The 21,479-nt window shown below is 47.5% G+C and carries 19 protein-coding genes and 1 pseudogene; all 20 read right to left on the minus strand.

The genetic code is table 11. The annotated features are described in order from the left end of the window. Positions 1-6: 6 nt before the first annotated feature. The 20 genes and pseudogenes from NSQ39_RS11265 to murG all read right to left on the minus strand — a co-directional run bounded on the left by NSQ39_RS11265 (position 7) and on the right by murG (position 21,440). Positions 7-276 (minus strand): YggT family protein, encoded by a 270-nt coding sequence (locus NSQ39_RS11265; protein WP_046130713.1) that lies wholly within the window; start codon positions 274-276, stop codon positions 7-9. A 7-nt stretch (positions 277-283) separates the two neighbouring features. Continuing rightward, on the minus strand, positions 284-736 hold the full coding sequence (gene sepF / locus NSQ39_RS11270) for a cell division protein SepF (RefSeq protein ID WP_046130714.1): 453 nt from the start codon (positions 734-736) through the stop codon (positions 284-286). Beyond that, the gene (locus NSQ39_RS11275; RefSeq protein WP_175076833.1) at positions 733-1,428 is read right to left on the minus strand and encodes a YggS family pyridoxal phosphate-dependent enzyme; all 696 of its coding nucleotides are present in this window, start codon (positions 1,426-1,428) and stop codon (positions 733-735) included. Before NSQ39_RS11275 ends, sepF begins: the two co-directional genes overlap by 4 nt. 7 nt (positions 1,429-1,435) lie before the next feature. Next, positions 1,436-2,275 (minus strand): peptidoglycan editing factor PgeF, encoded by an 840-nt coding sequence (pgeF, locus tag NSQ39_RS11280; RefSeq protein ID WP_175076834.1) that lies wholly within the window; start codon positions 2,273-2,275, stop codon positions 1,436-1,438. Positions 2,276-2,398: 123 nt separating this feature from the next. Continuing rightward, on the minus strand, positions 2,399-2,632 hold the full coding sequence (locus NSQ39_RS11285; RefSeq protein WP_046130773.1) for a YlmC/YmxH family sporulation protein: 234 nt from the start codon (positions 2,630-2,632) through the stop codon (positions 2,399-2,401). 89 nt (positions 2,633-2,721) lie between these two features. Next, complete coding sequence (locus NSQ39_RS11290; RefSeq protein WP_236809824.1) at positions 2,722-3,600, minus strand: putative RNA methyltransferase; 879 nt, start codon at positions 3,598-3,600, stop codon at positions 2,722-2,724. Between the two features lie 283 nt (positions 3,601-3,883). Beyond that, positions 3,884-4,681, minus strand: coding sequence for an ABC transporter ATP-binding protein (locus NSQ39_RS11295; protein ID WP_175076836.1), 798 nt, complete (start codon positions 4,679-4,681; stop codon positions 3,884-3,886). Between the two features lie 136 nt (positions 4,682-4,817). After that, entirely contained in the window at positions 4,818-5,597 is a 780-nt protein-coding gene (gene sigG, locus NSQ39_RS11300) for an RNA polymerase sporulation sigma factor SigG (RefSeq protein WP_046130718.1), read from the minus strand. Positions 5,598-5,736: 139 nt separating this feature from the next. Continuing rightward, the gene (gene sigE / locus NSQ39_RS11305) at positions 5,737-6,456 is read right to left on the minus strand and encodes an RNA polymerase sporulation sigma factor SigE (protein WP_003181573.1); all 720 of its coding nucleotides are present in this window, start codon (positions 6,454-6,456) and stop codon (positions 5,737-5,739) included. A 61-nt stretch (positions 6,457-6,517) separates the two neighbouring features. Continuing rightward, positions 6,518-7,447, minus strand: coding sequence for a sigma-E processing peptidase SpoIIGA (spoIIGA, locus tag NSQ39_RS11310; RefSeq protein WP_341014933.1), 930 nt, complete (start codon positions 7,445-7,447; stop codon positions 6,518-6,520). A gap of 187 nt (positions 7,448-7,634) precedes the next feature. Then, positions 7,635-11,939: a S8 family serine peptidase gene (locus NSQ39_RS11315; protein WP_341014937.1), complete on the minus strand. Its 4,305-nt coding sequence runs from the start codon at positions 11,937-11,939 to the stop codon at positions 7,635-7,637. Between the two features lie 218 nt (positions 11,940-12,157). Next, positions 12,158-13,645: pseudogene (locus tag NSQ39_RS11320) on the minus strand (S8 family serine peptidase); the annotation flags it as partial. Positions 13,646-13,983: 338 nt separating this feature from the next. After that, the gene (ftsZ, locus tag NSQ39_RS11325; RefSeq protein WP_046130721.1) at positions 13,984-15,120 is read right to left on the minus strand and encodes a cell division protein FtsZ; all 1,137 of its coding nucleotides are present in this window, start codon (positions 15,118-15,120) and stop codon (positions 13,984-13,986) included. 34 nt (positions 15,121-15,154) lie between these two features. Then, complete coding sequence (gene ftsA, locus NSQ39_RS11330) at positions 15,155-16,453, minus strand: cell division protein FtsA (RefSeq protein ID WP_046130722.1); 1,299 nt, start codon at positions 16,451-16,453, stop codon at positions 15,155-15,157. A 184-nt stretch (positions 16,454-16,637) separates the two neighbouring features. Beyond that, entirely contained in the window at positions 16,638-16,991 is a 354-nt protein-coding gene (locus tag NSQ39_RS11335; protein WP_046130723.1) for a small basic family protein, read from the minus strand. Next, entirely contained in the window at positions 16,991-17,716 is a 726-nt protein-coding gene (locus NSQ39_RS11340; RefSeq protein WP_175076839.1) for a DUF881 domain-containing protein, read from the minus strand. The genes NSQ39_RS11335 and NSQ39_RS11340 overlap by 1 nt, the downstream gene beginning before the upstream one ends. A 24-nt stretch (positions 17,717-17,740) precedes the next feature. Beyond that, positions 17,741-18,400: a DUF881 domain-containing protein gene (locus NSQ39_RS11345; protein ID WP_396335469.1), complete on the minus strand. Its 660-nt coding sequence runs from the start codon at positions 18,398-18,400 to the stop codon at positions 17,741-17,743. A 29-nt stretch (positions 18,401-18,429) separates the two neighbouring features. Further along, on the minus strand, positions 18,430-19,221 hold the full coding sequence (locus NSQ39_RS11350) for a cell division protein FtsQ/DivIB (RefSeq protein WP_046130726.1): 792 nt from the start codon (positions 19,219-19,221) through the stop codon (positions 18,430-18,432). Positions 19,222-19,402: 181 nt separating this feature from the next. Then, positions 19,403-20,314, minus strand: a complete 912-nt coding sequence (gene murB, locus NSQ39_RS11355; protein WP_046130727.1) for a UDP-N-acetylmuramate dehydrogenase — start codon at positions 20,312-20,314, stop codon at positions 19,403-19,405. Between the two features lie 28 nt (positions 20,315-20,342). Then, positions 20,343-21,440, minus strand: a complete 1,098-nt coding sequence (gene murG, locus NSQ39_RS11360; protein ID WP_175076841.1) for an undecaprenyldiphospho-muramoylpentapeptide beta-N-acetylglucosaminyltransferase — start codon at positions 21,438-21,440, stop codon at positions 20,343-20,345. Positions 21,441-21,479 lie beyond the last annotated feature (39 nt).

The following is a 21,479-nucleotide window of genomic DNA, read 5'->3' on the forward strand; positions in this document are numbered from 1 at the left end:
AAGCGCTTAAATCGAAGAAAGCATCCTGAAAACCGCAGCAAGCCCAGTTTTTGCAAAATTCAGGACGAAAATCGCCACGATCGGAGAAATGTCAATCATGCCGATCGGCGGAATGATTTTTCTGAACGGCTCAAGATACGGTTCGCATAAAGATGCCAGCACCCTGCCGATCGATGTTTCCCGGGCGTTCGGCACCCAGGACATAAAGATGTAAATGATCAGCGCAAAGGAATAAACGGTCAAAAGCGAGCTTAAAATGTTATAAAGTAGGATCATCTGCGATTTACCACCTCTGATGTTCTTCTTCTATGAGCTCGGAAATCGTGCCGGATACATCGACGTTTTCAGGCGTGCATAAAAAGATGTCAGATCCGATCCGCTGAATATCGCCGCCGAGGGCGTAGACCGTTCCGCTTAAGAAATCGACGATTCTTTTGGCCTGGTCGTGCTGAATGCGCTGCAAGTTGACGACGACGGAGCGGCGGTTTTTCACGTGGTCTGCTATTTCCTGGGCTTCCGCGTACACCCGAGGCTCACTTAACACTACTTTAGAAGATTTTTGCACGCTTTGCAAACTTACGACATTCTGCTTCCCAGCCGCTTTTGACTGGTAGGCGGTTCTGTCTTTTGATTCCTCTTCTTCAGGGATTTCCTCCCTGTCTGTTTCAATATATTCGTATTCATATTCCTCATCATCCAAGGAAAAAAAGTTTTTGAACTTGTTTTTAAGACTCATGATTGTCCACCTCCAGTTTCATTTCCGACTAAGGAAGATCCGATTCTGACGAATGTCGCGCCTTCCTCGGCAGCGATTGTAAAATCATTCGACATTCCCATCGACAGCTCGCTGCAAGGCGCGTTCCATTGATCCAGCTTCCGAACCTCGTCGCGCAGCTCTCTCAGCTGGCGAAAACAGTTTCTGATTTCCGCCTCGTCGTCCGTATACGGCGCCATCGTCATCAGCCCGACGATTCTGATGTTTTCATACGCGGACAGTTTTTTCACAAAAGGAAGAACCTCTTCTTTCGCCATGCCGTGTTTTGAAGGCTCAAGGGACGTATTGACCTGCACGAAACAGTCAACCGGTTTTCCCGCCCTTTTTTGGATTTCATCCGCAAGCGAAAGCCTGTCCAAAGAATGAATATATGAAACGTGATCGATAACCGCTTTTACTTTTCTCGTTTGCAGCGTTCCGATAAAATGCCATACCGGACCGTCGTCCTTCAGCATCTCATGCTTATGAAGCAGCCCGGAATCCCGGTTTTCACCCAAATGCTTGATCCCTGCATCAAGCGCCTCCCGCGCTCTCTCGGGCGAGACGTATTTGGTAACAGCGATGATGGATACCTCGCCGGGCGATCTTCCCGCCCTTTTACACGCTTCGTCTATTCTATCCTGTATATGTCGTAGATTGCTTTTTACATCCACCTGTTAGCTATACCTCCTTTAACCCGATGAAGGACATCATCCGTCCCGTCTTTCCCCGGTCTCTGCGGTGGGAGAAAAACAGGGAACGCTCGCAGCTTGTGCACAGCGAACTGACTTTAATTTGCGCGTCGGGAATTCCCGCATGTATAAGAAGCTGCCTGTTCACTTCTTTCAGTTCCAGGCTGTACTCCCCTTCTTCAGCCGGCAAAAAAGCTTTGTCTACCTCTTGAAGCGGAAGCTGTTTCACTTTGTTGATGACACGGTCGTCCACCGTATAACAGCAAGCGCCGATCGAAGGGCCGATCACGGCTTGGATATCCCCTGGATTAGACCCTTCACGGGTGACCCAGGTTTCAACCATTTTCCCGGCAATTCCCTTGACGGTTCCTTTCCATCCCGCGTGGGCGACACCGGCAAGCGAGCGCACAGGGTCGTAAAAATAAACAGGAACGCAATCTGCAAAACAGAGCGCTAAAAATAGATTTTTCTCATTTGTATAAAGCCCGTCTGTTGCCTCTAAAGCCGTGTCATATTGGAAAGCGCCTCTGCCTTCATGTTCGCGCGTCACTTTTTGAATGCGGTCTTCGTGCGTCTGGTCCGCAAACACCCAGTTACGCAGATCTGTTTGCAGAAAGCCGGCAATCTTTTTTCGGTTCTTTTCGACATGCCGTTCATCATCCTGAACGTGCAGCCCTGTATTTAATGATTGAAAAGGCGGCTTACTTTCCCCGCCGTTTTTTGTCGTAAATCCCGCTGTAATCGCTCCGCCGGCTTCCGCCGGCTGATCCCAATCCTCGATCAAAAGCAATGACGGAGCATCAAGACGAAAGGGTTTATATGTACTCATGCTGATCAGCCTTTCGACAAACGTCTTATTCTTACATCATATCGCTCCTATTTTAACACAACTTTCCGCTTTCGTTTAGTTTCGTTTCAAAAAACTAAACGAAATGTATTTTTTGAAATATGATTAGCTTAAACGAACTAAAATGACGTCTTCCCCAATTTTAACTATATTTCGCCACGGAATGACAATCTCCTCTTCTTTTCCGAAAAATCCGAATACTTTCCCCGTTCCCCCGATCACGATCGCCTGGATTTTCCCTGTTGTAACATTGATGTCAATGTCGCCGATGCTGCCGAGCTTTTTTCCGTTTGATACATTGACAACATCCTTCACCTGGAATTCGGAAATGTTCATCATCTTTTTTAAGCGCGCCTCCCTTATCATCAGCTGTCCTTTTCTATTTATATGAAAGGCAGTCTCTTATTTAGACTGCCTTTTCGGTTACTTTATTCAGCTTTTTTTCCGCCGATTAAAATATCAAGGTGAACGGTAATGGAAGCCGATTCTTTTTTTGCAAAGGATGCGATTCGTTCCTTCTCTGCGTTCCAGGATAAAGGCGTCATTTTGATGAGCGGCAGGAGCTGCTGCCGGTCTAAAACAGTGCGGTAAATAAGCTCCGTCCTGTCTTTCAGGTCAAAGTGCGCGCGGAATCGGTCTGCCGGGTCGGACCGGGACGGCTTTTCCGGGGCATCGTAGAAGGCTTCCCTTAATTCCTTCAGATGGCCGCCCTTTGGAATCGCTTTGATGACGATGCCGTCGTCTGATAACAGCCTCTTAAATTCCGCATAATTGGAAGGCGACAAAATATTGAGGATCACATCGATTGAACGGTTCCGAAACGGGGCGTTTGCCAGATCGGCGACACACCAAATCGCCTCTCTTTCATGCTTGGCCGCCGCCAAAATCCCCGTTTTCGACAAATCCATTCCGACGCCAAGAAGGGACAGCCCTGAGCGCGATTGAAGTTTTTCGGTAATTCTCGCCAAATGAGAGCCTTCTCCGCAGCCTGCATCAAGGATTGTAACGGTTTTGCCGGACGGCAGGCCTGCTTGTTTCATCCGGTCTGTGACCATTCTTTCGAGCGGTTCAAAAAAGCCGCCGGCGGCTATTGCTCTCCTTGCTTCAAACAAATCTTTGTCATATTTGACAGCGGAAGAATGCTGCACGACATTCAAATACCCCGCTTTTGCAATGTCAAATGTATGCCTGTTTCTGCAAATTAAACTTTTTAAATCGATAACGGTCATATCTGCGGCGCAAAGCGGGCATTGAAACATCATCTCATGCCTCTTCATAAGCGCTGCGCTTTTCAACTTCTTATTCATCATGCTGCACCTCATTCATTCGTTTGTTAGATAAATGAAAAAGACATAGACAAATAAACCCGCTCCATCGGATTGTTAAAAAACCGACAGTGTGGGTGCCGTTCTCTTGTCTATACCTTTCATTATCTGTAACGAATGAATTGGATGATCATGATGGTGAACTCCTTTATTAATGACGTTCTTCTATATCTTAACAGGTCATTGCCGATCTGGAAAGCGGCATTTGTTTGATACAGACTCAGAGAAGGCGGCTTCCGCTTTCATCAGCCGCCGTTCCTTGAATCTATCCGTTCACATTGGCGGGCTTTTTCTTTGATAAATACGGCCTGCCATCCGTCCAGACGGCTTTTACAGGCGTTTCAAAGAAGGCTGATAAAACATCGTCACACATCATTTCTCCCGTTTTCCCTTTAGCAAATACTTCCCCTTTTTTTAGCAGCAGCGTTTTGCCGAAAACCGGAAGAATTTCTTCGGCGTGGTGAGTGACATACAGCATCGATGGCGCGCCTTCTTTTTTCGCTATGCTTTCGATCGTTTCCAGCACCTGTTCCCTTGCGATGAAATCAAGGCCTGTGACAGGCTCATCAAGAATCAGGAGCTCGGGGTCGGACATTAGCGCCCGTGAGATCAGCACTTTTTGCTTTTCTCCCTGGGAAAGCGTTTCATACCTTCTGTCCGCATAATCGATCGACCCGAATTCTTCCAAAAAGGAAATGGCTTTTTCCCTGATGTCCTGTGTCGGTGTCTGGTACAGTCCGATCGAAGCAAATGCGCCGCTGAGGACGATTTCAAAGGCTGAGTCCTCAGGGTAGAGCTTTTGCTGCAATACTGCTGAGACAAGCCCGATCTTGCGGCGGAGCTTTTCGCCGAGCTCCGATTTGCCGAACTCATGCCCGAGTACGTTCACCCTCCCTGCTGTAGGAAAATAGTATGCGCACAGCATATTGAGCAAAGCCGTTTTGCCGGCGCCGTTTAAACCGTACAGCGCCCAGTGCTCTCCACCCTTTACGGTCCAGTCCACCCCCTTTAGTATCCATTTTCCGTTTCGCTTTAATGACGCTTGTTCAAGCTGTAAAACCATGGTTATGCCCCTCTCTAATTATGTAAATATTCTGATAAATGAAAATATAATTCTTTTATTATAGCTTATAAAGACGGCAATGTGAATGATCATTTTCCTCTTGTGAACGTGTAAAAGCCGCAGGGTGTCTGCGGCTTTAATGGATATTCTTATTCATTTGTTTAATTGCTGCTTTTTCGAGCCGTGATACCTGGGCCTGGGAAATTCCGATCTCCTCGGCGACTTCCATTTGCGTCTTCCCTTGAAAGAAGCGCTTTCTGAGGATCATTTTTTCGCGCTCATTGAGCCGTCTCATGCCCTCTTTTAAAGCAAGCTCTTCAATCCATTGCGAATCTTTGTTCCGCTCATCGCTGATTTGATCCATTACATAGATCGGATCTCCTCCATCATTATAGATCGGCTCAAACAGCGATACGGGATCCTGAATGGCATCAAGGGCAAAGACGATTTCTTCGTGAGGGACTTCCAGTACTTTGGCGATTTCTTCGGCTGTCGGCTCCCTGCTTGTCTCACTGATGAGACGCTCCCTGACCTGAAGCGCTTTGTACGCGATATCCCTGAGTGACCGCGATACGCGGATCGGATTGTTGTCGCGCAAATATCTGCGGATTTCTCCAATGATCATCGGTACAGCGTATGTTGAAAACTTAACATTGTGGCTCAGATCAAAATTATCAATTGATTTCATTAGTCCGATACAGCCGACTTGAAATAAGTCATCAACATATTCTCCTCTGTTGTTAAACCTTTGAATGACGCTTAAGACAAGGCGCAAATTGCCGTTAACAAGCTTTTCTCTTGCTGAGCGGTCTCCTTCTTCCTGCATTTGCTTGAATAACTTTCTCATCTCTTCATTCTTGAGCACGGGCAGTTTTGATGTATCAACCCCGCAGATTTCAACTTTATTTCTCGACACTTTTTTCCCTCCCTACAGGAGCTGCTGTACAAAGTTCAGTATCTCCTCGGGTGGGAAAAATATGCATCGCGAATTCCCAAAAATAAGCAGGCGATCAGACAAACCCTTTGCTGCCAAAGCTTCAATTTTTTTAAAAAAATTACACCATTTTGTTGAATTCTTTCCTCAATCTTTTGATGATCCTTTTTTCAAGCCGGGAAATATACGATTGCGAAATACCGAGCATATCCGCCACATCTTTTTGCGTTTTTTCTTCTCCTCCGACAAGGCCAAATCGCAGCTCCATGATTTGCTTTTCCCTGTCGTTCAGCTGCTCGAGCGCTTTTTTCAGCAGCTTTTTGTCGACGTTTGCTTCGATATCTTTGGTGATGATGTCGTTTTCCGTGCCGAGTACATCCGAAAGCAAAAGTTCGTTTCCGTCCCAGTCGATGTTCAGCGGTTCATCAAATGATACTTCCGAACGGATTTTATTGTTCCGCCGCAAGTACATTAATATTTCGTTTTCTATGCACCTTGAAGCATATGTAGCCAGCTTGATTTTCTTCTCGGGGTTAAACGTGTTCACCGCCTTGATGAGGCCGATCGTGCCGATCGAAATTAAATCCTCGATGTTGATGCCCGTATTTTCAAATTTTCTGGCGATATATACGACAAGCCGCAAATTGCGTTCGATCAAAATTGCCCGCGCCGCCTGATCGCCGTCAGGCAGCTTATGGAGAAGCACCTGTTCCTCGTCTTTCGATAATGGAGGCGGCAGTGCTTCGCTTCCTCCGATATAGTAAATTTCATCGCTTTTTAAACCGAGCTTCATTAAAAGTTTATACCATAAATAGGTCAGCCTTAATTTTAGTTTTTTCATTTTCCTCCCCCTTCTAAATAAGCGTCCCCGGGAGTATGATAGTGTAACGGGGCCCGAGGTTTTACGAAACGCGTTTGACAGGATGGCCGGACATCATTTTCGGGTGGACGATCGCATCGAATTCATCGTCGGCCGAAAGCGGCGACGTATTGATGCCGATCAGGCATTTGGGCGCTTCAAGAACCTCCTTTTTCGTATAAATGAGCACATGATCCGGCTTTACACACAGCAAAAACTGATGCTGATGGCCGACGCCTCTGTATGGGATCAAGCGGATTCGGCCGAAGTGCGGAAACCGGTCATCGAGCAGGCCTACGGCGTCAAGCGGGCTGTTTTCCATGATGACCGCGCTTGCGTCTTCGCCCAGCATGCTTTTCAGCTTTCCGATATTGACAATCATGACAGGTGTTTTTGTAATCGGGTCGTAGAGCTGGTTGCCGGAATCGATCAGTCCATGAAAGTGAAGCGTATGCCCCTCGACATCCACCTCCAGCAAAACGCGTTCGTCGTATTGGATCTTTTTCGCCTCGACGTCCTCAAAACGCTTTTTGGAAAACAGCCAGACAGCCGGAAATCCCCCAGCGACAAACAGCCAGCTGACAGGGTCGCCAAACCCGGACCAATTGGTCATAAAAACGCCGTTTTCTAAGATCGAATCCGTCTCCAGCAAAGAATGAACCCCGATGATTCCCCCTCCCATTAAAAAAGTGACAAAATAAAAAGAAAACAAATGCTGCAAAAAAAAGCGAAACCGTTTAAATCCGAAAGTCGCAAGAACGATCACGATGGAAAAAGACAGCTTGCCGGCTGGATGAAGGACATACGGCGAAAAAGGGGTAAACATGAACAGAACGATGCTTGATGCGATAAGCGCCCCTAAGATCAGCCGCCGCTTTTTAACCCTTCGCTTCAGCATAAATGCGGTCAACAGTAAAAGCAGCAAGTCAAAACAAAAGTTCAACAGCCAAATCGCATCCAAATAAACTTTCACGTCCGTCCCCTTTCGGTTCGTATTCTCTTTCCTGCATAGTTGTTTTCATAAGTATAAATCAAGCCCAAAGGGAAAGTCTGTCAATTAATGTTGCGCAGATGGTACATTTTTTGAGAAATTCATACCGAATTTGTCGATGACAAAAAGAAGAAGCGCTGTCGTCATCCGACAGCGCTTCACATTTAATTTAAGGTTTTTCATTTATATACAGCTTGCCCTTTGCCGTTTTTCTTGCTTCATTCCCGTAATCATCGCGGACGATGACTTCGATTTCCGCTCCCTTTGCTTTTGAAGCCGAGGTGGCGGTCCAATAGCCTTCATACTTGCCCTTCGACACTTCTCTCAGCGGAAGTTCAGTCACGTTTTGCGCGGCTGTTTTTAAGTTTGTCAGCGGCATCCTGATGACAAACACGGCATCCAAATCGGCGCTGCTTTCAAACTCGATTTTTACAGTTTCTCCCGTTTTCAGCTGCCGATCTTCATCCGGCTTTAAATTTGCAATGTTCGGCGCTTCAAAGTTTACATCGATCGTCCGTTTTTTGGTCGTTTTATTTCCCGCCGTGTCAGCCGCTGTCACTTTGATTTCGTTTTTCCCGTTGTCCAGGAGAATCCGGGCCGAATATTGGCCGTTTTCAACTGTTGCTTTTTTGCCGTTCACTTTCACCGAATCCAAATTATCGTCTGAGACGGTGCCTTTTACAGTTACGGTTTCTTTGTTAAGCTTCGATCCGTCTTCAGGCGAATCAATGGAAAGCCGCGGTTTTGTCTGGTCAAGTATGATCCGCACCGGAGATGAGGCATCCGTCGTTCCCGAAGCCGCGGAAGCTTTGGCGGTTATGACGTTTTCCCCTTTTTGAAGCTCGATTTCTGTTGAAAATGTACCGTCTCCTGTTGTTTCTGCAGTTCCGATTTCTTCCTTGCCGTTAAACAGATGCACGGTCGTTGTCGGAGAAGACGTTCCTTCGATGACGACTTTTTTCTGATTGGTGACCAGTCCGTCTTTCGGCGATGTGATAACCGGGACTGATACCTCGTAGTCGACGAGGGCACGGATCATGAAATTGCCTTGTTCTGCAGGCGTTTTCGACCAGGCGCCGTCCGTAAATTGAAAGCTCCGTCCAGAGTATTCCCCGTCTTCGTCAGTGGCGAGGCCAGGGGAATGATCCATATCGTTCGTTTGGACATATACGAGATAAAAATCCTTCCCGACGATAATGCCCTCTTCGCTCAGATCAACCTCGGTCCAATCGCCGTTCCGCAGCGCTTCACCCTTGAACGGGCCGGCGATTTTTTTGCCCGGAGATCCTTTGTCGCCTGACGCATCATAGACTTCGACCGCAAAATCGGTGCCGCCCGGATCCGGAAAATCGGCTCCCCAAAATTTAAATCTACCGCCTTTCAGCATCGCTTTTTCCTGTCCTTTGTCGAGCGTCATTTTGACGGCGAACGCATTGCCTTTGTCATAAAAAGCATAAGCGTTTTCTGCGGTTCCGTCATCATAGCCGATTTCTCCCGGATAGCCGAGATAAGGGTCGAGCTCAATGTCTTTTGTGACATCGCCTTTTAAGTCAACCGTAAATTCGCTGCTGTAATACCCTTTCGCCCCGACTTTTACCGTGTAGGAATTTTCGTAGGCCGTTATTGAATACTTGCCGTTTTCATCGGTTTGCACCGGTTTGACGGCCGCATCTTCAAGGATGTACAACTTTGCGTTTCGAACGGGTTCTCCGGTTTTTTTGTTTTTCACAGTCCCCGTGATCGTGCCTTTTTTCAATTCCTTCAGCACGAAGTCGGCGGCTGTCGTCTTATCAGCCTCAATGGTTACGGTTTGAGCGCTTGACTCATATCCGTACGCCTCGGCTTTCATCGTATACGTTCCCGGCGAATGAGCCATGCTGTATGATCCGTCAGCTTGGCTTGAGTATGTCGATTTTCCCGTTTCGAGCACGCTCACCTTTGCCCTGAGCGGAAGCACAGCCGGTAACGCTTTTCCGTTCTGCTGCCCGCGCACGATGGCATCAGCAGGTTTCGCTTTTTTCGGATCGATCGTCTGCTTTTTCGAATTTCTGTCCTTCATGCCCGCTGAACGTTTTTCAACGCCTAAGCGGCTTTTCTTGCCGACGCCTTTCGGTTCCTTGATGAGTTCGACATCATCGATGTAAAGGCCGTCTTTTGAAATGCTGTCGTCAGATTGAAGGTTAAACATGATTTTGATCTTCTGCCCCGCGTATTGTGACAGATCGATTTCTTCATCCATCCAATCAGGCGTCACGCCATTGAATTGAATGACCTGCACCCATTCTTCTTTACCTTCAGGCTGTATGAAAACGAAGCCGTAGTCAAAGTCCTCTTCAAATTCATGCCAGTACTTAAAATGAAGAAACAGCTTTTGATTTTTTGGCACGTAGACCGGAGGCATCAAAAGATTCATATTGGCTGAATCGTCATACGGCCCTGTCAAGTTTGTCGCGTATACCTGCTTGCCTGAGGCGGCTGATTTCGGACCTGACTCCGGGACTCCCTGCTGCCACGAGTTTTTTTCGCCGTAGCTTGACCATCCGAGCGCAGGCTTTTCAAAATCTTGTTTATAGCCGGTTGACACCGCCGGGGATATCGGTACTTCATATACGTCAGATTCCGTTTGATTTCCGCCGAAGTCCGTAACGATCCACTTATAGGTGAGGACTTTTCCTTCCAAAGAAGGAATGACCGCTTCATACGAACCTTTTTTATGGTCGCCGCTGATTCGCTTCGCATCTACCGTCTTCCAATCGGAAGAATCCGTTTTATAGCTCAGTTTGACCGAGATGATGCTGACGTCATCTTCTGCTTCAGCCGTAAACGGAATATCGGCGCCTGCAAATACCTCTTTTTGCGCTTCATGGCTTACGGACGGCGGCTTTTGGTCTTCCCCTTCTTTTCCGACTTTGCCTTCGGCTTTGCCGAGTCCTACCGTGACGGCTGATACCGCTTCATACGCATTGACGAGCCCGTGGCCGTACCCGTTGTTCGGTGATTCGGTAAATTTGCTGTCAGTCAAAGGTGTTGCCGTATCCATTAAAATCTGCTCAATTTCATCGACGGAAAGCGATGAATCTGCTTGTTTTAAAAGTGCTGCAACCGCCGAGACATGCGGCCCGGCCATTGAAGTGCCGTCCCAGCCGTCTTGATATCCGCTTCCCGGAACCGATGAACGAATGTTTACGCCGGGGGCGGTGATTTCGGGTTTTGTCTCATCATAAGGGGACGGACCAAGCAAAGAAAAGTCGCCCAGTTTCTTGTTGATGTCTGTCGCACCCGTTGCAAACGCCTCCGGATAGTTTGCCGGGTTTGCGATTGAAGCCGGGCCTCCCGGGTTAAAGAAATCGACATTGCCTGCGGAAAATTCAGGGAAAATGTCGGCGGCTCTCCACGCTTTAACCATGTCCCTGTACCATTCATCAAGACCGGCATTGCCTGCCCAGGAATTATTGACGACATCCGGAGCCATTTCAGGGTGCGGATTCCCGTCTTTGTCCTTAGGCGCCAAAATCCATTCCCCCGCCTCGAGGAGATCCTCATCTGTTCCGCCATCCTCGGAAAAAGCTTTCACCGCAATCCATTTGGCTCCAGGCGCAACTCCGATCTGATTTTTGCCGCCGGGCTCTGAGCCGACCATTGTGCCTGTTACATGCGTTCCATGCTCAAGGTCGTCGTAAGGCTCTGATCTTCCGGCTGTTGCGTCAAACCAGTTGAATTCGTGATCTGGACTGTCAGGATGCGCCGGATCGTATCCGCGGTACTTTTCTTTAAGCGCCGGGTGATCCCACTGAACGCCCGTATCGATGGAAGCGACGACGGTTCCACTTCCGTCATACCCTGCCTCCCATGCTTTCGGAGCGCCGATTTGATCAATGTTCCATTCGATACCGTCACTGGCCTGGACCGATTTTTTGCTGACGGACTTGTTGACCGGTTTAATCAGGTGCCTCGTTTCATTCGGAAGCACTTTTTCGACTTCCGGAAAGGAAGCCACCTGCTCCATCACGTCTTTTGTCGCTCTGACCGCCATTCCGTTCACGATGTAAAATGAGCGAATATCTTTTGCTTTGCCTTTTTTCGCTTGCTTTTTTAAATAGCTTTGAAGATGGCTTTGCGTCTCATCCGCTTTGATTCTTAATGACGAAACAATTGCTGAGCGTTTTTGATATTCCGCTTTCACCGAGCTCAAAGATTTCGATTTTGCTTTCTTTTCCGCCTGTTTCGCGACTTTTTGCGTGTCGACTTGATCTTTCATTTTAATCAAAAACGTGACTTGATCTTCTTTTTTGAATTGTTTGACAAGAGATGACGAAATTTTTTTCTTGGTGGAAGCATTTTGTTTTGCTTGTTCTTTGTAAGAAGTGAGCGGTGATGCCGATTCTGCGGCAGAAGCGGCGGGCATCAGCATAGATGCGGCCAGAAGCCCGCTTAACATGGAGCAGAAGGCCTTCTTTTTCAGCTTTCTTTTCAAATGAAATCCCCCTTTTTCAATTAAAATGCGTAAAAGCAGACATCCCCCTCTCGTTTGTAATGTTTTGTCTGACCGGGTTGTTCATTTAAATATAGTAAATATTGGTTTATTTTTTTGTCGTTATTTGTCATGGCTTTTTAAAATTAGTTAAAAAAAGACAAAACCGGTAAAAGGTTTTGTCTTTTTTGAGAAGATATTTATTTCTTGGCCTCTTTGAACGCTTTTAGCGCATCGACCAATCCGTATCCATACCCGTTGTTTGGCGAACTTTTAAACGTTTTGTCCGTCAGAGGCTTCGCCGTTTTCCGCAAAATGCGCTCGATTTCATCAACGGTGATGTTCGGATCGGCTTGCCTCATTAATGCAACAACGCCTGAAACATGCGGAGTTGCCATCGATGTGCCGTCCATCGTTGCGTATCTGTGTCCCGGATAAGCTGAGCGGATGCTCACGCCGGGAGCGGAAAGGTCCGGTTTGACTTCATCGTATGGAGATGGCCCCTGCAATGAAAAATCGGCTAAAGCATTCGTACTGTCAACCGCTCCGATTGCAAAAGATTCCGGATAGTTGGAAGGATTTTCGACAGATCCAGGTCCGCCCGGCTCGGTTTCGCTCACATTCCCAGCTGCAAATACCGGGAAAATATCCGCCGCACGCCAAGCCTTCACCATGTCGCGATACCATTCATTAAGCCCGCGTTCGCCGGCCCAGGAATTATTGACGACATCCGGAGCTTTTTCAGGGTGCGGTTTCCCTTTTGCATCTTTCGGCGCCAAAATCCATTCGCCCGCTTCTAAAAGGTCTTTTTCACTTCCGCCCTCTTGTGAAAAAGCTTTGACAGCGATCCATTTCGCAGTAGGTGCAACACCGATCTGGTTTTTTCCGCCTGATTCTGATCCGACCATCGTTCCGGTCACGTGTGTGCCGTGGCCGAGATCGTCGTATGGCGTTTTTTTATTGCTTGTGGCGTCAAACCAGTTATATTCGTTGTTCGGGCTGTTCGGCTTTGAAGGATTATATCCGCGGTATTTTTTCTTTAATGCCGGATGATCCCATTCAACGCCGGTATCGATCGATGCGACGACAGTTCCTTTGCCTTTATACCGTTTTTTCCAGACATCAGGTGCATGCACTTGCTTGATGTTTGCCGCTGCCTCGGAAGATGAAGCTTTCGACGTTGTATCGATTGCGGCTTTTTCCGTTTCGCTCAATTTGATCGTTTGATTTGGAAGCACCTTCTCCACTTCTGGAAACGCCGCTATTTTTTCCATCACTTCTTTTGTGGCCGTCACCGCCATTCCATTTACGATATAAAATGATTCCACCTGCGATGCGGCACCTTTTTTCGTTTGTGTCTGCAAATACGTTTTCAAGTCTTTTTGCGTGTTTTCGGCTTTTGTCTTTAAAGAGGTGAGAACCGCCGAACGTTTGAGCTCTTTTACCCTTTTCTTAGTCATAATGCTCGCCTTGGCATTCGTCTCTGCCACTCGTGCGGTATGCTGCGGATTGGCCTGATCTTTCATTTTAATTAAAAATGTGACCTTTTCGTTTGATTCAAAGTCCTTGTAAAGAGAGTCTGATATTTTATTATGTCCTTTCACGTCTTTCCCCGCTGTGCCGCCGTCGGCTTGAACAGCCCCGGGCACCAGCAGTGCACCGATAATTGCCGCGCACGTCAATGTGCGATATATTGGCTTTTTCTTCAACTGGCATCCTCCTTTTACATTGCGAATCTAGTCGCGATTTGCCGCTTCTTGCATTTCTATGTCTAGAAAAAAGAAGGCATCTATAATGTAAAAGAAAAAGCTCGTAGATTTTGTCGGTTTTTGTCACCGTGCTGCAATTGATCGATAAATTGATACTTTTTACGCATCCGCATTTTTACGGTATAGTCCGCCGTACTTGCCGGCGTCGCGTGATTTTAGGCAGAAAGGCAGTGTTGAGCGGCAAGCCTTTTGTTCTGGTTGTTTCGGGGGGGAATTCAACGGAGGTTCAATTTAAATTAAAAGGCTGCTGAATGGATCAGCAGCCTCTCGTTTATTCATTAGCGTTTATTGCGGTTTCTCAAGAAAGTCGGGATGTCAAGCGTATCCTCAGCAGGCTGGGATTGGCTGCGGTGAGGCATGCTGACCTGTTCGTCGCGCTTCGGTTCGCGCTTCGGAGCTGGCTGATGCTGTTTAAAGCCTTGGTTTAAAGGTCTGTTCTGCGGCTTTGCTGAATCCGGCTCCTGTTCGATAAACCCGGTCGCAATAACGGTTACGACAATCTCGTCTTTTAAGTTTTCATTGATGACAGATCCGAAGATCATGTTGACGTCCTGATCTGACGCAGCAGCGACGATATCAGCTGCTTCCTGCACTTCATACAGGCTCAGGTTCGTTCCGCCCGTGATGTTCATGAGGACGCCTTGTGCGCCGTCAATCGCCGTTTCAAGAAGCGGGCTGGAAACGGCTTTTTTAGCGGCTTCGGCAGCGCGGTTTTCGCCTGTGGCGATACCGATACCCATCAGTGCAGATCCCTTGTTTGACATGATCGTTTTGACATCGGCGAAGTCAAGGTTGATCAGTCCCGGTGTTGCAATCAGGTCTGAAATGCCCTGAACACCTTGGCGCAGGACGTTATCCGCTTCGCGGAACGCTTCAAGCATCGGTGTATTTTTATCAACGATCTCAAGAAGTCTGTCATTCGGGATGACAATCAATGTGTCGACAGATTCCTTCATTGCCGAAATGCCGCCTGCAGCTTGAAGCTGTCTTTTTCTTCCTTCAAACGTAAACGGTCTTGTCACGACGCCGACAGTCAGAGCGCCGAGGTCTTTGGCGATTTGAGCGATAACCGGTGCGGCTCCTGTTCCTGTTCCTCCGCCCATTCCGGCTGTAACGAACACCATGTCAGCGCCTTTTAACGCTTCTTCGATCTGTTCTTTGCTTTCCTCTGCCGCTTTTTTGCCGACTTCCGGATTGGCACCGGCGCCGAGGCCGCGCGTCAGCTTCGCGCCGATCTGCATTTTCGTTTCCGCTTTTGAAAGGTTAAGGGCTTGAGCATCGGTGTTGACCGCGATAAACTCGACTCCCTGAACGTCATTTTCGATCATCCGATTGACGGCATTGTTTCCGCCGCCACCTACTCCAATTACTTTAATCGATGCTAAGCCGTCTATATTTGTTTCAAACTCTAACATGCTATATCCTCCTAATCCGTCGAATGACTAATCTCTATTCCCAAAAGAAGTTAAATATTTTCTTCATTTTGCTTTGCTTTTTCTCAGGTTGAGCCTGCTGCTTGGATTTTGGCTTCGGACGCTGCTGCACTTCTTTCTGGTGAGTTGCCGCGACTTCCTGAACCGCTTCCGCCGGCATTTTAAAGCCTACTTTTCTGCCTTGGATTTTTGCGTTCCGGTATGCGAATTGGATGAGCCCGACCCCTGTCATGTATTGGGGCTCCCTCACGCCGATATAATTCGGGCTAGCCACTCTGACGTTGTTTTGAAGAACTTCCTGTGCGAGGCTGAGGACACCCGGCATTCCCGCCTGTCCGCCCGTAAGGACGAACCCGCCGGGCAATTCTTTAATCCCCATGCTCCGAAGCTCTTCCGCCACAAACAAAAAGATTTCCTCGAGCCTGGCTTCGATGATGTCAGCCACTTCCCGCTGGGTAAACGTCTGTTTTTGGTCTGTCCCGATCACGGCGACCTCGAATGCTTCCTCGTCTGACGCCTCTTCGTAGAAAGCATGTCCAAACTGTTTTTTCACCCTCTCAGCCTCATCCGTAGACGTGCGGAGACCGATCGAAATGTCCTTCGTAATGTTTTCGCCCCCGAGCGGAACGACGCGGGTTGCGAGCAGATGGCCGTTTTCAAATACGGCAACCGTCGTCGAGCCGCCGCCGATATCGATTAAAGCCACCCCGAGGTTTTTTTCGTCCTTCGATAAAGCGACAGATCCGGCAGCCAGCGGCTGCAGGCATATATCCGTAATTTCAATTCCCGCCCGTTCCACGCAGCGGAGCAGGTTATGTAGAATCGTTTTTGAACCGGTGATCAGCGAGCCTTCAACTTCAAGGCGGACGCCGAGCATCTTCTTCGGATCCGTTATGTCGCCTCTTCCGTCAACGATAAATTGCCGCGGAATCACATCGACAATCAGCTGTTCTGGAGGGATGGAAACGACTTGGGCCGCCTCCATGACCCGGCGTACATCTTCAACGTGTATCTCCTTGTTTTCGCTTGAAACCGCCACAACCCCGTTCGTATCCTGGATATGGATGTAGTTGCCGTTAACGCCGACAATGGCGTGTCTCAGCGGAAAACCTATCATTCTTTCAGCTTGTTCAAACGCTTTTTTTATAGAATGAACCGTTTCATCTATATCAACGATTGATCCTTTTTTCAGCCCCTCTGAGGGAACATTTCCGACTCCGATAATGTTAAGCGATTCATCTGACATTTCACCGACGATCACTTTTATATTGGACGTACCGATGTCTAGACTGACGTAAAGTTCATTGTTGTTCATTCTATGGCACCTCCTCACATTTCAGTCAATTCTATTCTATTATTTGCCGAACAACAATACAATGAATCTGGTTTTACAAGTGTGTAACAATAAATAACGAACCAACACGCTTCTGTTTAGTTTTTAGGATTACTGTGAATATTCGTTATATCCTATGTATATCCTCTTTTAAATCCGATTTTTTTTATTTTTTTCTCCTTGTGGCCGTCCATTTGGCGAGCAATATTCTTCTGATGACCGCTATGTTTTGAAACAGTCTGACGCCAAATGCGAACATGCCGACTAAATACAAGTCTACACCAAGATGAACGCCCAGAAAAGCCAAACTTATCGCGAGAATGATGTTAAAAAAAAAGCCCGACACAAAAACTAGTTCATCGTATACACATTGTAAATGGGCCCTTATTCCCCCGATCAGCGTATCAAGCGATGCGAGAATGGCTAAAGACAAATAATTCGAGTACTCTTCCGGAATTGTTAAGTTCGTGCTGAACCCGATGGCAATTCCGAGCAAAAGCCCTAAAACCGGAAGCCACATTAGGAATTCTCTCCTTTTGATTTTTCGAGCGGTTTCAATGGTGCCACTTGCATTTGACCGTCGTAAGCCTTGATTTTGATGCGTTTTTCAGGTCTGTTGATTTGCAAATCCAGATTTTCTCCCGCAAACAGATCTTGAAGGGATGAAGCATTCATTCGGCTATATAGTTTATCGGCGTCTTTCCCAATGACTTTTACTGTTATCGGATAGTTGTCCAATGGATAACCGTCTATTTTCGTCGTTCCATTGATGTCTCTGATCACGGTCGTATTGACAACCCTCCTGTCATTGATGGAAATGTCCTCCGCCTCATACATGTTTAATTCATTGATCAGCTTTTTCAAAAGATCAGGGGGCGGGTTTTTGAGGGGCTCTCCCGTTAATTCATCGGAGAACAGCCGGGAGATCGTGATCGTGATGCCGCTGCCGGTGACATCGGTGAAGCCGGCCTGTTTTTTTAAGTGCTGAAGGGTGTCATTCAGCGCTTTTGTCCGCGAATGGTCTTCCTCCCGGCTGTACGTGCCGAGCATGTTTTCGTATTTGTCGATTTCGCCGATCAATTCAAGCTGCTTTTTCTGTTCCTTTTTTAAATCCTCGCGAAGCTGCCAAATATCCCTTGTGTCGCGGACTTCGGGCTCCTTCAAGGAATTAAACTGTACGGCCAGCATGATCCCGAATATGAGCATCAAAGCGCTTAAACTGACGGAACGATCGTGTTTTTTCAAGATCCGCCCACCAACTTTTCTTCTTCATTCCCCTTGTTTCAAAAGAGGCTCCATCTCGATTTTATCTTTTTTCTCGATGCTGACTGAAACATGGTCACGGGTCAGCTGGTCGACGATGCCTCCCTCTATGTTCAGCGCAGAGAACAGCACGTCTGCCTCCCCGATGGCCGAAACGACAAACGGAGCCGGATGCTGGGTGCCGTCAACCGTGATGACCGGTCCGTTGCAGGAAATATAGGAATGATGCGTCACGCGCTGTCCGTTAATCGATACAGCGGCCGCGCCTGAGATCCACAATTCATTCAGCAGGCGGAAAATGTGGCTTTCATGAACAATATAATTGTTTACATTCTCCCCTTCCGGCACATATGATGAATCTTTCAGCGTGACTTCAATGCCTTTTCCCTGAACGCCGATTTCGCCGACAAACATTCTGTATCTTTCAACATCTTCAACAATGTTGTAGTATTCCTTTTTCTCGTTTTTGAGCGATGCCTCTGTTTTTTGTACTTCCTGCTGTTTCTTGTATAATTCCTTTTCCAGCGCTTTGTTCTGCTTTTCCTCCGTTATCAGCCGGTCGCGGAGGGAATATTCCGTTTTCCAGTCTTCTGCGGCTTCTCCGCGGCCTTTGTTTTCTTTTGTGAACTGGTAGGAAAAAGACAAAAGGAAACCCAATACGAGCATGGCAAGTGAGAGGTTGACCGTATGTCTCTTCAACGTCCGTCTTCCTTCTTGCTGTCTTTGGATTTCTTTTGCAGAGATTCGAAGTATGCCGCAACTTCCAAATGGATGATGCCTTTTTCTCCTTTTGGAAGCTGGCTGACGATGGCGGGATAGTTCTTCATATTCTTCGCAAACGTTTTAATTGAAGCCGTGACGATGTAGCCGTCATTCATATAAAGCCTGACAAGCCAAGGGTTTGATTTTTGAGGGGCGTAGTCGATCTCAGAAATCGAATCCTTTACTGAATCAGGGAGTTTGTCAAGCTGTTTGGCCATTTGAACGAGCTTTTTGTCCTCCGTCCAGCCGTTCAATATCGGTCCGTTGTCAGTCGGCGTCACTTCTTCAGGGAGGACCGTCCCGTTTTCAAGCACCGAGTAATACACATTATGCTTTTGCAAAAACGCGATACTCTTATATTCTTCGATCGAGATTGCGATTTTGTTGGGCAGCTTTTTTGATACTTCGGCTTTTTTTATTAATTTATTTTCCTCCAGCCTTTTTTCGGTTTTTTCTTTACTGAGGCTCCAGAATTCCGTCTGCCCTTTATAGATTTGGGACTGTGAAATGACGTCGTCTGCCGGAACGTTTTGATTGCCTTTGATCTCGACTTCGGACACCTTGCTGATCGGGGTCTGAAGGTAGATGATGATCAGCATCATCGTAAAAAAAAGCAGAATAAATGTGATCAGCCGGCGGTTCGCCTTTTGCTTTCTCTGTTCTTTGATTTTTGGAATCCGCTCTTCTATATTTACTACTTTTTCCTTATCAATACCGGGTTTCACGTTGGGCTCACCTCAGGTTCAATCAAGCAGACAAAAAAACTTTTATTTGCTTATATTTATTCGGGAAGAAGACGCTAAGTCTCCAAACCTTGAAAATGAAAAACTTCCGTTAGCGAAACAAACGACATACTAAAGATGCCGTTTGTTTTTGTTACATTATATCATAAGGCGGTCTTGTCGTTTACCGTTTTTCTCCGACGATTTCAACTTCCGTGTGCATGTCGATATCGTATTTTTCTTTAATCGTTTTTTGGATAAACGCAATCAAATCAAGAACGTCTTTTGCGGTTGCGCCGCCTGCGTTGACGATGAAGTTGCCGTGCATTTCGGAAACCTTTGCTCCGCCGATCTGATGCCCTTTCAGCCCGGCCTGTTCAACGAGCCTTCCGGCGTGATCCGGGAGGGGATTTCTGAAGATGCTTCCCGCGCAAGGGTTTGAGACAGGCTGCGTTTCCTTCCGGTAGTCTTTGTTTTTTTGCATTTGTGCGACGATCGCATCGCGCTCTTTTTGTTCGAGCTGCAGAACCGCTTCAAGGCAAATGCCCGGCCGCTTGTTCTGCAGGATTGATGTGCGGTAGCTGAATTCCATCTCTTCGTTCGTCAGCCATTCCATCGTCCCGTCTTCAAAGAGAATCAAAGCTTTAACCAAAATCCGGCTGATATCTGAGCCGTGGGCGCCGGCGTTCATGTACACCGCTCCCCCGACAGATCCCGGAATGCCTGAAGCAAATTCAAGGCCTGAAAGCCCTTTTTTGCTGATGCCAGTAGACAGCCGCACGACGGAATAGCCTCCGCCGACCGTCACCTGCTCGCCGTCGATTTCCATATGATCGAGCCCTGCTCCAAGCTTGATGACGACGCCCCTAATGCCTTCATCAAGAACGAGAAGGTTTGAGCCTCTGCCGATCGCCCTCCATTGGACGCCATGCTTTTTCACGACTTCCATCGTATCGCGGACTGCCTGAATGTCCTTTGGAATGACGAGACAATCGGCAGGGCCGCCGATTTTAATCGTCGTATGATTTGCGAGCGGTTCATTTTCCAGAACTTTGCCGACTTGAAGATCTTTTAATTCTTGTATCACCTTATCCATCGAAAAACCTCCAAAAACTCTTATAAACTTATTTCGCTTGCTTTAGTTCATTCAATACTTGATACAAACGCTGGGCCGCGTCTGGAACACCGAGGGACTTTGTACGCTCGCTCATCTCTTGTAACGTTTCTTCGTCTTGTAAAATATGATCGATCGCCTGAATGAGCCGCTGTCCATTAAGCTCTGATTCTTTCAAAACGACTGCGGCGTTCCGGTCGCCGAGCGAGCGCGCATTGACTTCCTGGTGGTTGGCGGTAACATACGGGCTCGGAATCAGGACGCTCGGAATGCCGAGCGCGGTGATTTCGGCGATGGTCGTCGCACCGGCCCGCGCCACGATGACATCCAGCGCTTTTAAATATTCCGGCATTTGATGCAAAAACGGTTTGACGGCCATATTTTCGGCCGCGCCCTGTTTATTTAGCTCTTCCGTTACTTTATCATAGTGAACTTCCCCTGTAACATAAAGAACTTGATAATCCCGTGTTTTGAGCTCCTGCTGCATGCCGATCACAGCTTTGTTGATCGGAGCGGCGCCGCGGCTTCCTCCGAAAATGAGAACCGTTTTCTTGTTTTCCTGAAGCCCGAGGGACTTGAGAGACTGGGCCCCTTTTATTGAGACGACTTCAGAGGCCCTCGGGTTTCCGGTGAATACAACTTTTTCAGCCGGAAAATGTGCTTTTGCCTCTTCAAAACAAATGGCTACCTTATCAACATATTTGGATAAAAATTTATTGGTGAGTCCCGGAAGGCTGTTCTGCTCGTGTATGATCGTCGGAATTCCCAATTTCGAAGCGGCATACACGACCGGTCCGCACACGTAGCCGCCCGTTCCGATCACCGCATCGGGCTTAAAGCGTTTTAGCTCCTTCTTGCACTCCTTGACTCCTTTTAAAAACCGCATCACCGTTTTGACGTTTTCAAATGAAAGCTTTCGTTTAAAGCCCGTGATATCAATCGCTTTAAAAGGGATGTTTTCCCGCTCGACGATATTTTTCTCAAGGCCCTTCTCTGTTCCGATGTACAAAAACTCCACGTCGGGATGGTGCTGTTTGACTTCTTTAATAAATGCGAGGGCGGGATAGATATGTCCGCCCGTTCCGCCTCCGCTTACAACGATCCGCATCTGGTTTCCCCCTCATTTCTTATGTACATGACGATAACC

The organism is Bacillus sp. FSL W8-0848, from assembly GCF_038007805.1.
In the GTDB taxonomy this organism is placed as follows: Bacteria; Bacillota; Bacilli; order Bacillales; family Bacillaceae; genus Bacillus; species Bacillus glycinifermentans.